The following is a 17,193-nucleotide window of genomic DNA, read 5'->3' on the forward strand; positions in this document are numbered from 1 at the left end:
CGGGCGTCAGGTCGGCAGCGCGCCGGCTTCGTACAGCTGCACGAACTCCCCGCTCGGCGGGATCGGCTTGATGATGTCGATCAGCACGCCGTTCGGGTCGCGCGTGATGAAGTGGCGCTGGCCGAAGGCCTCGTCGCGCAGCGACAGCAGGATCGGCAGGCCGGCCGCCTTCAGGCGCTCGTGCACCGCGTCGGGGTCTTCCACTTCGAAGTTCAACAGCAGCCCGCCCGCCACCTGCCCACGCGCTTCGGCGGGAATGGTCTTGTGCGTGCCGTCGAGCACGGCGAGGTTCACCGAGGCATCGTCCGCCAGCTGCAGGTGCACATACCAGTCGGTCGTGAACAGCGACACGAACCCGAAATGCGCCTGGTAGAAGGCCGCGGTGCCGGCCACGTCGTTGGTCATGATCACCGGGTAATAGCTCGTCACTTTCATGGGGTGGCTCCTTCGTGGATTAAACATACAAACTGCATGTAAGTTAAATATTAATCCACAAACAGACTGCATGTAAATTAGGGTCATGGCCAAAACCCCGGCACGCACCAACCGCGAACGCACCGAAACCACCCGCCTCGCGCTGACCGAGGCGGCCCGCACGCTCTTTGTCAACAAGGGCTACGGCGACACCTCCACGCCCGAGATCGCCATGGCCGCCAGCATCACCCGCGGCGCGCTGTACCACCACTTCAACGACAAGCGCGACCTGTTCCGCCAGGTGCTGCTGCTCGAGGCGCAGGCGGTCGCGGCCGACATCGATGCCGCCACGCCCGACGAGCTCGGCCCGCGCGACGCCCTGCTCGTGGGCAGCGAGGCCTACCTGAAGGCGATGACGGTGCCGGGGCGCACCCGGCTGCTGCTGATCGACGGGCCCGCCGTGCTGGGCCTGGCGGAAATGATGTCGATGGACGACGCCACCTCGGCGAACTCGCTGCGCCAGGGGCTGGCGCGCGCCGGCATGGGCCGCGGCGAGGTGTCGCTCGACGCCCTCGCCCGCCTGCTGTCGGCCGCCTTCGACCGCGCGGCCCTGGAGATCGACGCCGGTGCCGATGCCGCCAAGGTGCGGGCGGCCATGCTGTGGCTGCTGGAGCAGGCGCTCCCGCCCAAGAGGAACTAGACCGCGCCTCGCCCGCCCATGCGCACGGGCCACTTGGCCACCGTGCCGCGCTGCATCGATTCGAGCGTGGTCTGCGTGAACACGTTGATGCTCACGTGCCGCGCGAGGTAGTGCTCCAGCACCAGCCCCAGCAGGTACGGGCTCGTGCCCGAGAAGCCTTCTTCATCGACGCTCAGCGTGCATTGCACGCCGCGCCCGTAGATCAGCGGCCCCGCGCCCGGCAGGCGCCGCGTCACGGGTTCGATGCGCGAGCCGACGAGGCAGTCGATCTGCCGGCGCAGCACGTCGTTGTCGGCCGTGACGAACAGCCGCAGCATGTCGCGCAGCGCCTGCGCGCCCTCGCGGTGCGGCATGTCGGCCAGCGGCAGGTGGTTGAAGCCCAGCTGCCGGATCAGCCGCCACGCGATCTCGCGCTGCGCGAACGGCGACTTGGGCGTGCTCGGCGCACGGATGAGGCCCACGGCCGACACCGGGATCGAATCGGCCACCGCGAGGTCGGCCTGCCCGTTGCGCGGCACCAGGCACGGCAGGTCGCGGTTGGTGAGCATCGCCTTCACCGACAAATAGCGCAGGCTCTCGGGGTACGGCGCCTCCTGCTGGTCGACCAGCGACAGGAACACCTCGGTGCCGATGTACGGCGTGCGCGTGCCGTACTTGCGCGCCGTTTCGGACACCAGCCGCGGCTCGCGCCGCACCGAGAAGTAGCGGCCGTGGTTGCCCTCGTCTTCGTTGAGCGTCTGGTAGAGCGGGCGGAAGTCGATCTCGGCCGTGGTGCGTGCCTGCTGGCCGGCGATGCGCTGCACCGAATACACCTCGAAATCCATCGGCCGCGAGCGGTCGGGCACGAGGTGGAACTCGGTCTGCGCGCTGTCGAGTTCGATGCGGTCGGTGCGCCGCTCGAACAGGTTGACCACCGGCGTGCTGAACAGCGCGAACTGCGCCGCATCGACCAGCGCCCCCAGCGCGCCGGGCGGCTTGCTCAGCAGCACGACGATCTCGACCTCCTTGCCGGGAATGCGCGCCAACCCCGGCGCGAGCTGCGTGAGCGTGAAGAAGTAGAAGCGCTCGGGGCATGCAAAGTATTCGTGCAGCAGGTTGTGGCCATGGAAGGTGTTCCATGCCAGCGGCAGCAGGCCTTCGCCCGGCCCCAGCCCTTCGTGCACCAGCGCGCCTTCGGTCACGACGTGCGGCCGGTCCATCAGCTGGCCGGGCTCGCCGACAAAGGTCGCGACCGCCGAGGTGTGCAGCAGCTCGAACAGGTGCGACGCCACCTGCTCGTTGCCGCGCAGGTAGATGGGCAGCCGGTCGAGCCCCGACAGTGCCGAGAAGCCCATCTCGCCCACGATGCGCAGCCGCAGGCGCAGCGCGCCCGTCACCTGCACATGCGGCGGCACGTAGCGCTCCAGCGCCGGGATGTCGGGCGGTGCGCCGGTAAGCCGGGCCTCGGCAATCTCGAAGGGCCACAGCGTCACGTCCTGGCTGGAGCGGAACTCGCACGGCGTCTGCTCGCCCGCGGGCACGCGCGCATGGAAGGCCGTGCCGCGCGGCACCACGAAGCCGCGTGTGAAGTCGCCCTCCTTCACGCTGGGGTGCAGCTGCGCCACGGCCATCGACGGCGTGGGGCTCAGGTAGTTGGGGTACAGCACCTCGAGCAGGCGCTGCGTGAAGCGCGGAAATTCGGCGTCGAGCTTGATCTGCATGCGCGCCGACATGAAGCTGAACGACTCGATGAGCCGCTCCACGTACGGGTCGGCCACCTCGATGCCGTGCATGCCCAGGCGGCGGGCGATCTTGGGGTGCGAGGCGGCGAACTCGCTCGCCGCCTCGCGCATGTAGACGAGTTCCCGGTTGTAGTACTCGAGGAGTTGCGGGTCCATGACGGTGAGCCTTCCCTGGCGTGGTTGAAGTAAAGGAGAAATGAAAAAGAGACAGGCGCCTTCAGTCCGCCGCGCCGACGATGCGCATGCGGTTGGTCTCGAGGTCGACCGCGCTCTGCACCGTGAACGCCAGCGGGTACGGCTTCAGGTGGATGAGCGCGCGGATCTCGAACAGCAGCACGTTGTAGGCCTCGGCCGCGCCGTCCTCCTTCATGAGCGGCACGACCTGCACGCTGTCGGCAATCAGGCGCGGCTCGTAGTCGTGGATGGCGCGGCGGATGATGCGTTCGATGTCCGCCCACTTGCGCTCCGACAGGTAGCTGCCGGCCAGCGGCGGCACGCCGTAGTTGACGGTGGAAGACGCCGCGTCCGCATGGCGCACGCGGTCGATCAGGTCCTCGGCGTTGGTGGTGTTGAACAGCAGCGCCAGGTCGCGCTGGATGATCTCGCGCATCCGGGCCGGCGTGGCCGTGTACTCCGACGGCAGCTCGGTGGCGCGGCTGGGCGCCTCGTCGCGCAGGCGGTCGAACAGCGTGGGCAGCAGCTGCGCGTTGACGCGCGGCGGGGCCGGTGCATCGGGGCCGCGGGGGGCGCGGGCGCCGGGGTGCGCGGGGTGGGAACCTGTGAACGGGGAATGCTCGGTGAGCCGCATGACCTTGCCTTTTCTGGAAGGGGCAGAGTCTTGCGTGGATACCCGCCGCTCATTGCAAACAATGGTCACACAGCGGGTCGGGCGCGCACGCGCACGCCCGCACCGGGCATTTGTCGTCGCGTTCACGCTTCGCAAGTCCTACAGCACGCACCGTCCCTCGCCGACACCCGTGTGCCGATGGGCGGCCGATGCTGGGTCATCGCCAACCACAAGGAGCCCTCGCGTGAATTCCATCATCTACATCGTCGGTCTGGTCGTGGTCGTCGTGGCCGTGCTGTCGTTCTTCGGCCTGCGCTGAAACCCGCCGACCGCGCGTCCTTTCTTTTGCTGCACGCGCAGCGCAACGGGGCCGTTCGCGGCCCCGTTGACCGTGCGCCGGGCCTCGCGAAGCGCCGGGCATAATTTGCGCGCCCCGCCCCTGCATTCCTGCGCCGGGGCGTCATTGGCGAAGAAGAAGGGACCCTGTTGACCACCACCGCACTGCGCGAACCTGCTTTCCCGGATGCGGTGATCACCGAGGCGGTCCGATGGACCGAACAGAACGGCCCGCTCGACGACGCGTCGGCCCTTCGCACCGCGGCCTCGCGCGCAGCCGACGGCCCCACCCGCATCGTTGAACGTGCCCGCCAGCTCGGCGAGCGCATGGGCCTGCAGGCCGAACTCGCGCGCGGCCGGCAATGGGCACCGTGGGTGCTGCTGGCGCTGGTGGCGCTGGTCGTGATCGCGGGGCTGGGCCTGGCGGGCCAGGTGGTCGGCGGCAACGACCGCCACATCAACGTGATCGTCGCGCTCGTCAGCTTGCTGGGCCTGCATGCGCTCACGCTGCTCTTGTGGCTGGCCGGCCTGTGGCTGCCGTCGGGCACCTTCGGCACGGCCTCGCTGGGCTGGCTGTGGCTGTCGCTCACGGCGCGCGTGGCGGGCGGCCAGCGCGGGCAGGCACCGCAACTGGTGCGCGCGGCCACGGGGCTGCTCACGCGTGCGCGTCTGCTGCCCTGGGCCTTCGGGCTCGTGAGCCACGGCATCTGGGCGCTGTCGTTCGCCGTGGTGCTGGCCGCGATGCTGTTCGCCCTCGCCTTTCGCAGCTACACGCTGAGCTGGGAAACGACGATCCTCGAACCCGCCTTCTTCGTGCGCGTGGTGCAGGCGCTGGGCTGGCTGCCGGCGCAGTTCGGTTTTCCCGTGCCCGATGCGGCCACCGTGCAATCGGCGGCGCCGGTCGCTGCGGCCCAGCGCACCTGGGCGCTGTGGCTCACCGGCTGCATCGCGGTGTACGGCCTGCTGCCGCGCCTGGCGCTGGTGCTGCTGAGCGCCGCCGTCTGCCGCCATCGCCGCCCCGCCTTGCAGCCCGACTGGCAGGCGCCCTACTACCGCAAGCTGCTGGCCCGCTTCGCCGCGCTGGCGCCGCCCGCCATCGTCGATGCCGACCCGGGCCGCGCGCACCCCGCCGCGCCCACGGGCCTGCCGGCCTCCGAGCAGCACGACGGCGTGTTCGTCGTCGGCTTCGAACTGCCGCCCGACCTGCCCTGGCCGCCCGCCGGCTTGCCGGCATCGGCGGTCCGCATCGACGGCAGCGCGCCGGCACGCCGCGCGCTGCTCGACCAGCTCGCGCAGGTCCACCCGCGCACCGTGCTGCTGGTCTGCCATGCGGCCTCGAGCCCCGACCGCGGCACCGAGCGCTTCCTGCGCGAGGTGCTGACGCATTGCGGCGAATGCCGCCTCTGGCTGGCCGACGCGCCCAACGCCGCCGCCACGCAGCGCTGGCGCGACTGGCTGCGCGACGCCGGGCTGGCCCACGTGGTCGCGAGCGACCGGCTCGATGCCGTCTTCACGGAAGGCACCGCCACCGCATGACCACCCCGATCCCGATCCGCATTGCCGTCGTCGGCCACACCAACGCGGGCAAGACCTCGCTGCTGCGCACGCTCACGCGGCGCGTGAACTTCGGCGAGGTGTCGCAGCGCCCCGGCACCACGCGCCATGTCGAGTCGGTCGATCTCGAGGTGAACGGCCAGCCGGCCGTGCGCTTCCTCGACACGCCGGGCCTGGAAGATGCGGTCGCGCTGCGCGAGCACCTGGCCGGCCTCGACGCCGCCCAGCAGGCCACGCCGCCCGAGCGCATCCGCCGCTTCTTGCAGGGCCCCGAGGCGCAGGGCGTGTTCGAGCAGGAGGCCAAGGTGCTGCGCGCGATGCTCGACATCGACGCGGCCTTTCTCGTGATCGACGTGCGCGAGCCGGTGCTGCCCAAGTTCCGCGACGAGATCGAACTCTTGAACTCCTGCGCGCGCCCGGTGCTGCCGGTGCTCAACTTCGTGCGCGACGCCGCCAGCCGCGAGCCGGCCTGGAAAGAACTGCTCTCGGCCTACGGCCTGCACGTGCAGGTGCGCTTCGATGCGGCGGCGCCTTTCGTGGGCGCCGAGCACGACCTCTACAACGACCTGGCCACCCTGCTGCGCGACCGCCGCGACGCGCTGCGCGGCGTGGTCGACGCACTCGACGCCGAGGCCGACGCGCGCCGCCAGTCGGCCTGCACGCGCATCGCGGACCTGCTGGTCGATGCCGCGGCCATCCGCCGCACCGTGCCGGCCGCCGAGTTCGCCGACGCCACGCGCCGCCAGGCGCTGGTCGCCGGCGTGCAGAAGGACGTGTTCGACAAGGCCCAGCGCTGCACCGACGACCTGCTCGCGCTCTACGGCTTTCGCCAGGGCGACGCCGACGAAGCGCCGCTGCCGATCATCGAAGGCCGCTGGACGCTCGACTTCTTCAACCCCGAGGCGATGAAGGACGCGGGCCTGCGCCTGGGCAAAGGCGCGGTCATCGGCGCCGCCGTGGGCGTGGTGGCCGACCTCGCGGTGGCGGGCCTGTCGCTGGGCGCGGGTGCGGCATTGGGCGGCGCCATCGGCGGCGCGGTGTCGCAGGGCTGGGGGCCGCTGGGGCGCAAGCTGGCCAACAAGCTGCGCGACATGCACGAACTCACGGTGGAAGACAGCGTGCTGTTCACGCTCGCGGCATGGCAGCTGCAGCTTGCGCAGGCGCTGGAGCGGCGCGGCCATGCGGCCGTCGAGCGCATCCGGGCCGAGGCCCCGTCGGCGGACGAGGACGACACGCTCATGCGTGCCGCCGCGGGCGCGGTGCGTGCGGTGCAACCAGCGCGCAGCCATCCCGAATGGGAATCGACCGGCGCCCTCACGCGCAGCTTCTGGCGCCCCGCGCCGCAGCGCGAGGCGCTGGCCGGCACGCTGTCGATCGAACTGCAGCGCGCCTTCGACGCCTGAACCCGGGCCTCAGCCCGCCACTTGTTCGGGCGTGACCTTGGCCAGCGACTTGTCGACGAACGCCCCCAACCGCGTCTGCACTTCCCCGCCGGTCTGCACCACCGCCGCCATCAGCGACTCGGCGAACATGCCGTCGGTGGACGACATGTCGGCGATGCGGCTGATCGACGTCACCATCGCGTAGTTCGACAGCGCCGCGTTCTTCGCCACGCGCTTGGCCAGCACCATCGCGGCGCGCAGGCTCTCGCCGGGTGCGGCGATCTCGTGCGCCAGGCCCAGCGTCTTGCCGGCGCGGGCGTCGAGCACGCGGCCGGTGAGCATCATCTCGACCATGCGGCCCGGCGTGATGATGCGCGCCACGCGCACCGTCGCGCCGCCGCCCGTGAAGATGCCCTTCTGCCCCTCGGGCAGCGCGAAGTAGGTCGACGGGTCGGCCACGCGCACGTGCGTGGCCGCCGCCAGCTCCAGCCCGCCGCCGACCACCGCGCCGTGCAGCGCCGCGACCACCGGAATGCCGCCGTACTGGATCTTGTCGAAGGTGCTGTGCCAGCGCTGGCACACGCGCATGAAGTCGACCGCCGTGCGCTCCTTGTCGTGGTGCTCCTTGAGGTCGAGCCCGGCACAGAAATGCGGCCCCGCGCCGGTCAGCACCACGGCCTTGGCCTCGCGCGGCAGCGCGCTGAACACGGCGTCCAGCGCGGCCAGCGTGGCCTCGTCGATGGCGTTGCGCTTGGCGGGACGGTTCAGGGTCACGACGGCGACCTCTTCGTCCATGTGCAGGGTGACGTTCCGTTCGATCACGGCAGGGCTCCTTGGGTTGTTGCGGGTTCCGCCACCGGAATGGGGCGCTTCAGGGCTACGATAGCCCTGGCCGCCGCGCCATTGCTTGCAGATCGCGCCCATTCATTTGCAGATTCCGCCAACCGTCTTTTGAACCCGTCATGCCGCCAGAGCGCGCCACCGTCGCCGTCAGCTTCCTGCAGCACCTGCTGAGCGGTGCGCGCCGCCAGCTGAGCCCGCGCGACATCGACATGCTGGCCGCGCAGGCCGGCCTCTCGCCGCAGCTGCTGCGCCAGGACGGCGCGCGCGTCACGCGCGAGCAGTTCGTTCGCATGTACGAGTGCGTGTCGCTCTTCATGGGCGACGAGATGCTGGGCCTGTGGTCGCGACCGATCCGCGCGGGCGCGCTCAAGTACCTCGGGCTCAGCCTGCTCGACGCGCCCTCGCTCATGGTCGCCATGTACCGCTTCACGCGCTTCTGGAACCTGCTGCTGGACGACCACCGCCTGCGCATGACGCGCGCCCACGGCGTGGCCACGATCGCCATCGCGCCCCACCCCGAAGCCGCCGCGCGGCCCACCACGCCCTTCGGCCATGCGCTGATGGTCAAGCTGATCCACGGCGTGGCCTCATGGCTCATGGGACGGCAGCTGCCGGTGCTGGGCGTCGGCTTTGCGTTCCCGCGCCCGGCGCGCTTCGACGAGTACGCCAACCTGTTCCCCGGCCCGCTGCAGTTCGAGCAAGACACATCTTCCGTGCGCTTTGCCGAACCGGTGCTGCGCCAGACCTTCCAGCGCACGCGCGCCGAGCTGCTCGACTTCGTGCGCCGCGCGCCCGACGACTGGATCTTCGTCACCTTCGACCACGACACCACCAGCGCCACGGTGCGCGAGTTCGTCGCCGCGCACCTCGCCTCCGACGCCACGCTGGGCGCGGCGGCGCGCGCGGTGCACATGTCGGAGCGCGCGCTGTCGCGCCAGCTCGCGGCCGAGGGCACCAGCTTTCGCGTACTGAAGGAAGAGGTGCGGCGCGACTTGGCGATCCAGCGCCTCGTGAAGACGCGCGAACCCATCGACCGCATCGCCGCCTCGGTCGGCTTCGACAACACGCCGGCCTTCCACCGCGCCTTTCGCACGTGGACCGGCAGCACGCCGCGCGGCTACCGACAGCGAGCCGGTTAGTTCGCCGCGCCGGCCAGCGCCTGCAACTTGGCGAAGTCGCCCGGCCGCGCGCCCATCTGCTCGGGCGTCGAGCGCTTCGTCACGCGCTCCAGCAGCGGCAGGCGGTTGACCGGCTGCACCGTCATGCCCTTGCCGCGCAGGAACTGCTCGTCTTCGAGCTCGCTGGCGATCACGCCGACGTTGGTCCACTTGGCCGTGTCGGCCAGCGTCTTCTCCACCATCGCCTGCTGCGGCGGCGTGAGGCGGGCCCAGGCCGCCTTGCCGATGACGATGCCCAGCGTGTCGTAGATGTGGCCCGTGAGCTGCACGTATTTCTGCACCTCGTACAGCTGCTTGGCGCGCACCGTGCCCAGCGGATGCTCCTGCGCCTCGACCTCGTTCTTCTTGAGCGCGCCGTACAGGCTGTTGAACGGCAGCGACACGGGCTTGGCGTCGAGCGCGGTGGCAAAGAGCTGGTAGGCCGCGGCGTCTGGCACGTACAGGCGCAGGTCGCGAAAGTCCTCGGGGCGCTGCAGTGGCTTGCCCGAGGTCACCTGCCGCGCGCCGTAGTAGACCGACGCGACCATGCGGTTGCCGCTGCGCTCGTTGTAGCCCTTCATCAGGTCCGCGAGCAGCGGGCTCGCGAGGTACTTGCGCACGTGGTCCAGGTCCTTGAAGGCGAAGGGGTAGCTGCCCAGGCCCAGCGGCGGGTAGCCCTCTGCCAGCGTGGCCTGCCCGACGTAGGCGATCTGCATGGCGTCGTTGGCGAGCATCAGCGCGTAGTCTCGCTCCTGCCCCAGCTTCGAGGCGGGCACCACCTCGATCTTGATCTTGCCCTCGGACTGCTCGGCGATCTTGCGCGCCGCCAGTTCGGCCTGCTGATGAAAGATGCTCGCGGGCTCGTAGATGTGACCCCACTTGAACTGCTGCACTTGCGCACAAGCGACAGCGGCGCTCCCCATGGCGACGCACAGGACAGCAGCCCGGCGCCACGACATCAAACTTTTTTTCATCGGCAGTCCCTCACGGTGAGAAGGCCCGCCGGCGCGGGTGCGCCAAAGCACGCGGCGGGTGTCGGGAACGCATCCCGGCCGCTGAATGTAAACATTTGCAACCAGAATTCAGACAGGGTTTGCCCGGTCACGGGGCAGTCATGGCCCTTGCCTAGCATCCGCGTGCGCCCGACGCGCCCACTTCCCCACCGCACCTCAGCACCTCATGTACCCCGGCGAACGACTCAACGGCTACAGCCACCTGTTCGGCCTGCTGCTCGCGCTGCCGGCCGCCGCGCTGCTGCTCGCCAAGACGCTGCCCACGGGCGATCCGGCGCGCATCGCGGGCGGGCTGGTGTTCTCGCTCTCGGCGGTGGCGTTGTACGCGGCCTCCACGCTCTTTCACAGCACGCGCGGCCGCAGCAAGCGCCTGTGGGAGCGCGCCGACCATTGCGCGATCTACCTGCTCATCGCGGGCACCTACACGCCCTTCGCGCTCGTCACGCTGCAAGGCCCCTGGGGCTGGCTGCTGCTCGCGGCGATCTGGAGCGCCGCGTGCTTCGGCATCTGGCGCGAGTTGAAACCCGCCGAGACCGGTACGGCGAAGAAGCCCTCGCTGCCGCTGTACATCGGCATGGGCTGGCTCGGCGTGCTGGCCGCCGCGCCGCTGGCGGCCAAGCTGCACGCCACCGGCCTGGCCTGGCTGGTCGCGGGCGGCGTGCTCTACACCGTGGGCACGGTGTTCTATCGCAACCGGCGGGGGCTGCGCCACGCGCACGGTGCCTGGCACCTGTTCGTGCTGGCCGGCACCGCGAGCCACTACGTGGCCGTGGGCTGGTTCGTGCTCTGACGTCTTACAACGGCTGCAGCTTCGCCGTCTTCATCATCCGTTCGGTCAGCTCCATCTCGCTCGCGAAGCCCTGCACGTAGGCCTCGGTCGTCGACGGGCTCACCTCGCTGCCCAGCTCGGTCAGCGCGGCGATCACCGACGGCTGCTTCAGCGCCTGGCCGAACACCTCGTAGATGCGCGCCGCAATGGCGTCGGGCGTGCCCGCCGGCACCGAGACACCGCCCCACGACGTGAGCTCGACGCCGCGCAGCCCCAGCTCGGCCAGCGTCGGCACCTGCGGCAAGGCCGCGTTGCGCTTGGTGCTGGCCACGCCCAGGGCGCGCAGCTTGCCGCCCTGCACGTGCGGCAGCGCCACCGAGAAGATCGGCATGCCGAAGTTCACCTGGTTGCCCAGCACCGCGTTGACGATTTCCGACGCGCCCTTGTACGGCACGTGGGTCGCCTGCACGCCCGCCGCCTGCAGGAACAGCTCCACGCCCAGGTGCGAGGGCGTGCCGACGCCGCCCGAGGCGTAGTCGAGCTTGCCGGGGTTGGCGCGCGCACGCGCCACCAGCTCCTGCAGCGTCTGGATGCCCGAGCCCGCATTCACCACCAGCAGCACGTCGGAGGTGGTCAGCCGCATGATGTGGCGGAAGTCCTTGAGCGCGTCGTAGCCCGGGTTCTGCTGCATGCGCATGTTGGCGGCCATGGGCGCGCTCGAGTAGATCCAGGTGTAGCCGTCGGGCGCGGCCCGTGCGACCTGGCGCGCGCCGATGTTGCCGGCCGCGCCGCCCCGGTTCTCGATGACGACCGGCTGCCCCAGCAAGGGGCCGAGCGCTTCCGCGAGGATGCGCGCGGCGTTGTCCGGGCCGGTGCCCGCGAGGTACGGCACGACCCACTTGACCGGGCGGGTCGGCCGCCAGGGGGCAGCGGTTGCACCGGCCGCGCGCGCGATGGCCGGCAGCAGCGCCGAGGCCGCGATCGCGCCGCACAGCGCGCGGCGATTGGCATTGATGAGAGTCATGGCTTGTGTTGTCTCCGGGTGGTCTGTTTCGGCCTCAGGCCGCATCGCCAATCAGCTCTCGCGCAATGATGTTCTTCTGGATCTCGCTCGTGCCCGTGAGCACGCGGTACATGCGCAGCATGCGGAACAGGAACTCCACGCGCCGTCCCTGCACGATGCCTTCGCCGCCATGGATCTGCACCGCCGCGTCGGCCACGCGGAACGCGGCCTCCGAGCAGAACAGCTTGGCCATCGAGGCCTCGGCGCGCGGGTCGCCACCGGCGTCGATCTGCCGCGCGGTCGACAGCATCAGCGCGCGCGCCGCGCACAGCTGCGTCGCCATGTCGGCCAGCGAATGCTGGATCGCCTGGAACTGCGCGATGGCGCGGCCGAACTGGCGGCGCGTGCGCGCGTAGTCGCGTGCGTCCTTCAGCGCCACGGTCGCCAGCCCCACCATGCCCGGGCAATGCAGCAGCCGGTTGACCGTGATGCGCCCCAGCGCCAGCGCCAATCCCTTGCCGGGTTCGCCGATGAGGTTCGCTGCCGGCACGCGGCAATCGGTGAGCACGATGTCGCCCGTGGTCGACTGGCCCGCCATGGTCTTGTAGCCCGCCTGCACCTGGACGCCCGGCTGCGTCAGGTCGACGAAGAACGCCGTCACCTCGCGGCGCGCCGGATCGTCCGACGTGGACGCCATGAGCACCGCGAGATCGGCAAACGGCGAGCCCGAGATGAAGCGCTTGCGCCCGTTGAGCACGTACACGTCGCCCTCGCGCCGCGCCTGCGTCTGCACCGCGCCGGCGTCGGAGCCGGCCTCGGCCTCGGTGAGCGCAAAGCAGATCGCCTTCTCGGCCTGCGCCACGGGACGGATGAACTGCGCCATCTGCTCCGGTGTCGCGAACTTGGCCAGTGCACCGACACGCGGCGGCCCGCTGAGTTCGCCGAACACATGCGGCGCGAGCGGCGAGCCGCTGGCGTAGATCGACTCCTTCACCAGCACATGGTCGACCAGCGACAGGCCCAGGCCGCCCATCGCCGGCGGCAGCGTCATGCCGTAGAAGCCCATCGCGTGCGAACGGCGCCAGACGTGGCGCAGCGTCTCCCTGTCGGGGCCGTGCTCGTGGTCGATGCCTTTCTCGCGCACCAGCTCGGCCAGCTCGCCATTCAGGAAGTCGCCGATGCGGGCGATCAATTCGGCCGCGCGCGGCGAGCCCTCGAAGGGGCCGTCGAACAGCGGCGCGCGGATGGCCGAAGCCTCGGTGGCTGCGGCGGAAGGGGTCAGCGTGGTGTCCATGTCGTTCTCTTCGCTCTTGTTCAATTGACGCGGCGCGCGTGGCCGGCCCAGTACGGCGTCTGGATCGCCTTGCGCGCGACCTTGCCGTTGGCGTTCTTCAGCAGCGACTCGACGAACTCGATGCGGCGCGGCCGCTTGAAGCCCGCCAGCCGCGCGGCGCAGAAGTCGTCGAGCCCGGCCGTGTCGGGCGAGGCCCCCGGCTTCAGCACGATGTGCGCGGCCACCGCCTCGCCCCACTTGTCGTCGGGCACGCTGAACACGCAGGCCTCGGCCACCGCCGTGTGCTGGTACAGCACGGCCTCGACCTCCGAGGGGTACACATTGAAGCCGCCGCTGATGACCATGTCCTTCTTGCGATCGACGATGTAGATGTAGCCCTCGTCGTCGGCGCGCGCGAGGTCTCCCGTGTGGTAGCGGCCCTCTTTGAGCACCTCGGCCGTGAGCTCGGGCGCGCGCCAGTAGCCGGAGAAGATGTCCTCGCCGCTCACCACGATCTCGCCCACCTCGCCGGGTGCCACCGGCTGGCCTTCGTCGTCGACGATCTCCACCAGCGATTCGAGGAACGGCCGCCCGCACGAGGCCAGCCGCTCGGGCATGGCAGCGCGCGCGAACAGGTGGTCTTCCACCGAGAGGCCGCACACGCCCGAGGTGGTCTCGCCCGCGCCGTAGCCCTGCGACAGCACGGGGCCGAACACGTCCATCGCCTGCATGATCCGCGCGGGTGCCATCGGCGCGGCGCCGTAGCCCAGGCGCTGCAAGTCGGGCAGCGGCCGGTAGCGGCCCTGCAGCTCGGCCAGCAGCATGTTGATCATGGTGGGCACCATGAAGGTGTGGGTCACGCGCTCCTTCTTCATGTCGTCCAGGAAGCGCGCGGGCTCGAAGCCGGTGAACAGGCGGATGGTCGCGCCGCTGCACAGCGCCGGCACGATCTGCATGCCCGAGGCGTGCGTGATCGGCCCCACCAGCCCCAGCAGGTCGCCGGGGCGCAGGCCTTCGCTGCGCGAGAGGAACTTGCGCAGCTGCGCCAGCCGGTTGCCGAAGGTCTGCATCGCGGCCTTGAGCACGCCGCTGGAGCCCGAGGTGTAGTGCAGCACGGCCAGCTCGTCGGCGCGCACGCGCTCGCAGGTGAAGGCGTCGCTCGCGCGTGCCAGCTGGCCTTCGTAGGAAGCAGGCGTGCCTTCGGCCGCGTCGAGCAGCAGCAGCTTCGGGGCCGCGCCTTTCAAGAGCGGCAGGAAGGTCTCGGCGCGCGCGGCGGTGGTGACGATCAGCGCGGCGTCGCTGTTCTCGATGACCTCGGCCACCTCGACCGGCGCGAGCCGCGCGTTCATCGGCGCCTTCACCAGCGCGGCCTTGTAGCAGGCCAGCTCCAGCTCGACGATCTCGACGCAGTTGGGCAGGTACACGCCCACGCGGTCGCCGCGCTGCAGGCCGAGGCCGCGCAGGGCATTGGCCAGGCGGTTGGCGCGCCGGTCGAGCTGTTCGTAGGTGCAGGCGCGCTGCGGGCTGGTCACGGCGATCTGCCGGGCATGCAGGCGGGCGGCGCGGGATGCGAGTTCGCCGACGTTGGCGACCTCGGGCGAAAGTGAGGGCAAGTTGTCTCCTTGAGGCCGGTGCCTGTGCACCGTGGGGAGAACTTTCGCAAACAACGCCGCCGCACAACAAATACCGATTGCTGATGCGCGGCCATCACAAAAGATGATGGCCCCGGCACACGGCACCGCCGTGCGCGATGGCTACGCCTTGCCGTCGCCCAGGAACTGCGCGTCCCAGCGGCCCGAGGCGATCATCGATCGCGCCTCGTCGGCCAGCGCCTGTCTCACGACCTGCGTGGCCGCATCGGGCGCCTTGCCGGCCGGCGTGGCGAGGTGGTAGGTGCGCGCCAGCTCGGGCTCGACGATGCGTGCAATCAACCAGTTCGGCTGATCGCCCGGCCCGTCCGCGAGCGCGCAGGCCGGCGTGACCGTGAAGCCCGCGCCCGCCAGGTAGAGCGAGCGCAGCACGCGCGCCGAGTCGTGCTCGTGCACCACGTTGAGTTCCACGCCCACGGCCTCGGCCGCCGCCTCGACGCGCTGGCGGATGCTGAAGCGGCGCGACTGCAGCACCAGCGGCAGGCTCGCGGCGCGTGCGAAAGGCACCGTGGGGCGAACCGGCGCGCCCTTCTTCGCACGCCCACCCTTCGCACTTTTTCCGAGCAGTGCCGCCACCTCGCCCTTCGCATCGAAGCCGCAGAGGAACATGCCTTCGCGCACGAAGGGACGCACGTCCAGCCCCTCGACGCTCGGGGTGTCGACGAGCAGGCCGATGTCGGCGCGGCGATCGACCATGGCCTTGCGCACCATCAGGCTCAGGTCGTCGATCACGAACACGCGGATGCGCGGGTGCGACTGCTTCAGCCGCGCCAGCACCGGCCCGAGCAGCAGCGAGGCCAGCAGGAACGGCACCGCCACCGTGACCGAGCCCTCGGGCCCGTCGGGTGCGCGCTGCAGCCGCTCGCGCATGGCCGCGGCATCCGACAGCAGGCGCCGCGCGTCCTGGTACAGCTGCAGCCCGGCGGCCGTGGGCGTGACGCCCACGTGCGAGCGGTCGAACAGCTGCGTGCCGAGTTCCGCCTCGAGCTTCTTGATCTGCGCGGTCAGCGCAGGCTGCGCCACGTACAGCGACGCGGCCGCGCGCGACAGGCTGCCGGCTTCGAGCACCGCGATGAAATAGCGAAGAGACCTCAGGTCCATGGGGCGACGGGGAAAGATGGGGCGCCCATTGTGGCCCCGTCGCCGACTCAGCCCGCGAGGGCCCTCACTGCGATGCGCGTGGCCTCGGCGACCACGTCGTTGCGGTTCTTCGCGTCCTTGTCGGGGAAGGTCAGGTAGACCGACAGCACCAGCGGCGCGCCCGACGGCGGCCACAGCACGCCGACGTCGTTGGTGCTGCCGTAAGAACCCGCGCCGGTCTTGTCGCCCACGCGCCAGCCTTTGGGCACGCCGGCCAGGAAGCGTTCGGTGCTGGTGGTGTTGCCGAGCAGCCATTCGCGCATCTGCTCGCGCTGCGGCGCGCCGAGCGCATCACCCAACGCGAGCCGCTGCACGGTGTCGGCCATGGCCGCGGGGCTGGTCGTGTCGCGCGGGTCGCCGGGGATGGAGGTGTTCAGCTCGGGCTCGGTGCGGTCGAGGCGGAAGGTGGTGTCGCCGATGCGCCGCGCGAACGCGGTGACGGCGGCCGGACCGCCCAGCACCTTCAGCAGCAGGTTGGCGGCGGCGTTGTCGCTGTACTGCATGGTGGCCGCGCACATCTCGTTCACGGTCATGCCGGTGGCGAGGTGCTTCTCGGCGACCGGCGAGTGGGACACCAGGTCGCCCTTGCCGACGCTGATGCGGCGCCCGAGCAGGCTGGCGTCGGTCGCGCTGCGTTCGAGCACGGCCGCGGCGAGCACCAGCTTGAAGGTGCTGCACAGCGGAAAGCGCTCGTGCGCACGGTGCTGCAGGCGCGCGCCGCTGCCGGTGTGCAAGCCCGACACGCCCAGGCGCCCGCCGCAGGCGCGCTCGAGTTCGGCGAGCTGCGTTTCGGCGTCCGACGGCGCGCCCTTCTTCGGCCATGCGCTGCAGGCGCCGGCAAGCGGGGTCACGGCGGCGGCGAGCAACAGGGTGCGGCGCTGGATCAGAGGGTTCATGTGCGTGCGTCTTTCTTTTCGCGAGTGGATGGAATGAAAGGCATCGTAGGAGCGCCGCCGCCGCGCTTCCAGCGCCCGGGGCGCGCACGGCGTCCCGGGTGTATCAGGTGTAACGCCATTTCATCATTCAACCTTCGGGTTGAATTTTATTTGGAACCGATCTATATTCAACTTCATGGTTGAACTTGAAGTCGAAGACGAACGGCTCGACGCCGTGTTCCACGCCCTGGCCGACAGCACGCGGCGCACCATGCTGCAGCTGCTCGCGCAGGGCGAGTGCAGCGTGGGCGAGCTGGGCGCGCCGTTTCGCATGTCCTTCGCGGGCGCCTCCAAGCACGTCAAGACACTGGAACGCGCGGGGCTGGTGTCGCGCACCGTGCAGGGCCGCGCGCACGTGTGCCGGCTCGAACCGGCGGCGCTCGCCACGGCCGATGCCTGGCTGCGCGCGTACGAAGTCTTCTGGAACCACCGCCTGGACGCGCTGGCGGATGCGCTGCAGCGCGATGCCCACGCCGACGGCCGCAGCCGCGCGTGAGCGCCTTCTCTCCCCTCATTC

17 protein-coding genes are annotated in these 17,193 nt (G+C 70.4%); 7 read left to right on the plus strand and 10 right to left on the minus strand.

Features of this window, described 5'->3' with window-relative positions; translation table 11 throughout:
• Nucleotides 1-6: 6 nt before the first annotated feature.
• On the minus strand, nucleotides 7-435 hold the full coding sequence (locus AC07Q9_RS12455) for a VOC family protein (protein WP_495309677.1): 429 nt from the start codon (nucleotides 433-435) through the stop codon (nucleotides 7-9).
• A gap of 85 nt (nucleotides 436-520) precedes the next feature.
• Between AC07Q9_RS12455 and AC07Q9_RS12460 the strand changes: the two genes are divergently transcribed.
• Nucleotides 521-1,114 (plus strand): TetR/AcrR family transcriptional regulator, encoded by a 594-nt coding sequence (locus tag AC07Q9_RS12460; protein ID WP_495309679.1) that lies wholly within the window; start codon nucleotides 521-523, stop codon nucleotides 1,112-1,114.
• Here the strand turns inward: AC07Q9_RS12460 and tssF are convergent.
• Together tssF and tssE are read right to left on the minus strand one after the other, a co-directional pair.
• Complete coding sequence (tssF, locus tag AC07Q9_RS12465; protein ID WP_095744941.1) at nucleotides 1,111-2,991, minus strand: type VI secretion system baseplate subunit TssF; 1,881 nt, start codon at nucleotides 2,989-2,991, stop codon at nucleotides 1,111-1,113. The genes AC07Q9_RS12460 and tssF overlap by 4 nt on opposite strands.
• Nucleotides 2,992-3,052: 61 nt before the next feature.
• Nucleotides 3,053-3,643, minus strand: coding sequence for a type VI secretion system baseplate subunit TssE (tssE, locus tag AC07Q9_RS12470; RefSeq protein ID WP_495309682.1), 591 nt, complete (start codon nucleotides 3,641-3,643; stop codon nucleotides 3,053-3,055).
• Here tssE and AC07Q9_RS12475 point away from each other — a divergent pair.
• The 3 genes from AC07Q9_RS12475 (at nucleotide 3,633) to AC07Q9_RS12485 (ending at nucleotide 6,915) form a co-directional block, all read left to right on the plus strand.
• Nucleotides 3,633-3,941 (plus strand): hypothetical protein, encoded by a 309-nt coding sequence (locus AC07Q9_RS12475; RefSeq protein WP_495309684.1) that lies wholly within the window; start codon nucleotides 3,633-3,635, stop codon nucleotides 3,939-3,941. The two genes, tssE and AC07Q9_RS12475, sit on opposite strands and share 11 nt — an antisense overlap.
• 167 nt (nucleotides 3,942-4,108) lie before the next feature.
• A complete protein-coding gene (locus AC07Q9_RS12480; RefSeq protein ID WP_495309686.1) occupies nucleotides 4,109-5,494 on the plus strand; it encodes a DUF2868 domain-containing protein in 1,386 nt (461 codons plus the stop codon).
• Nucleotides 5,491-6,915 carry a GTPase/DUF3482 domain-containing protein gene (locus AC07Q9_RS12485; RefSeq protein ID WP_495309688.1) on the plus strand — a complete coding sequence of 475 codons (1,425 nt, stop codon included), beginning with the start codon at nucleotides 5,491-5,493 and terminating at the stop codon, nucleotides 6,913-6,915. Before AC07Q9_RS12480 ends, AC07Q9_RS12485 begins: the two co-directional genes overlap by 4 nt.
• A 9-nt stretch (nucleotides 6,916-6,924) precedes the next feature.
• Here the strand turns inward: AC07Q9_RS12485 and AC07Q9_RS12490 are convergent, their stop codons facing one another.
• A complete protein-coding gene (locus AC07Q9_RS12490; protein ID WP_495309690.1) occupies nucleotides 6,925-7,716 on the minus strand; it encodes a crotonase/enoyl-CoA hydratase family protein in 792 nt (263 codons plus the stop codon).
• Nucleotides 7,717-7,856: 140 nt separating this feature from the next.
• On the opposite strand from AC07Q9_RS12490, the gene AC07Q9_RS12495 reads away from it, so the two are divergent.
• Nucleotides 7,857-8,876: an AraC family transcriptional regulator gene (locus AC07Q9_RS12495; RefSeq protein ID WP_495304626.1), complete on the plus strand. Its 1,020-nt coding sequence runs from the start codon at nucleotides 7,857-7,859 to the stop codon at nucleotides 8,874-8,876.
• On the opposite strand, the gene AC07Q9_RS12500 is transcribed toward AC07Q9_RS12495, so the two are convergent.
• A complete protein-coding gene (locus AC07Q9_RS12500) occupies nucleotides 8,873-9,868 on the minus strand; it encodes a sialic acid TRAP transporter substrate-binding protein SiaP (protein ID WP_493192594.1) in 996 nt (331 codons plus the stop codon). The two genes, AC07Q9_RS12495 and AC07Q9_RS12500, sit on opposite strands and share 4 nt — an antisense overlap.
• 205 nt (nucleotides 9,869-10,073) lie before the next feature.
• On the opposite strand from AC07Q9_RS12500, the gene trhA reads away from it, so the two are divergent.
• Nucleotides 10,074-10,697 carry a PAQR family membrane homeostasis protein TrhA gene (gene trhA / locus AC07Q9_RS12505; RefSeq protein ID WP_492678396.1) on the plus strand — a complete coding sequence of 208 codons (624 nt, stop codon included), beginning with the start codon at nucleotides 10,074-10,076 and terminating at the stop codon, nucleotides 10,695-10,697.
• 4 nt (nucleotides 10,698-10,701) lie between these two features.
• Here the strand turns inward: trhA and AC07Q9_RS12510 are convergent, their stop codons facing one another.
• The 5 genes from AC07Q9_RS12510 to bla form a co-directional block, all read right to left on the minus strand.
• Entirely contained in the window at nucleotides 10,702-11,700 is a 999-nt protein-coding gene (locus tag AC07Q9_RS12510; protein ID WP_495309693.1) for a tripartite tricarboxylate transporter substrate binding protein, read from the minus strand.
• Between the two features lie 34 nt (nucleotides 11,701-11,734).
• Complete coding sequence (locus AC07Q9_RS12515; RefSeq protein WP_495309697.1) at nucleotides 11,735-12,973, minus strand: acyl-CoA dehydrogenase family protein; 1,239 nt, start codon at nucleotides 12,971-12,973, stop codon at nucleotides 11,735-11,737.
• A 20-nt stretch (nucleotides 12,974-12,993) separates the two neighbouring features.
• Nucleotides 12,994-14,565, minus strand: coding sequence for an AMP-binding protein (locus AC07Q9_RS12520; RefSeq protein WP_495309699.1), 1,572 nt, complete (start codon nucleotides 14,563-14,565; stop codon nucleotides 12,994-12,996).
• A gap of 141 nt (nucleotides 14,566-14,706) precedes the next feature.
• On the minus strand, nucleotides 14,707-15,702 hold the full coding sequence (locus AC07Q9_RS12525) for a LysR family transcriptional regulator (RefSeq protein ID WP_144004416.1): 996 nt from the start codon (nucleotides 15,700-15,702) through the stop codon (nucleotides 14,707-14,709).
• A 47-nt stretch (nucleotides 15,703-15,749) separates the two neighbouring features.
• Nucleotides 15,750-16,637 carry a class A beta-lactamase gene (gene bla, locus AC07Q9_RS12530; protein ID WP_307693962.1) on the minus strand — a complete coding sequence of 296 codons (888 nt, stop codon included), beginning with the start codon at nucleotides 16,635-16,637 and terminating at the stop codon, nucleotides 15,750-15,752.
• Nucleotides 16,638-16,812: 175 nt separating this feature from the next.
• Here bla and AC07Q9_RS12535 point away from each other — a divergent pair, with 175 nt between their 5' ends.
• Nucleotides 16,813-17,172, plus strand: a complete 360-nt coding sequence (locus AC07Q9_RS12535) for an ArsR/SmtB family transcription factor (RefSeq protein ID WP_495309704.1) — start codon at nucleotides 16,813-16,815, stop codon at nucleotides 17,170-17,172.
• Nucleotides 17,173-17,193: the final 21 nt, after the last annotated feature.

Source organism: Variovorax sp. GW821-FHT09A10, from assembly GCF_059418385.1.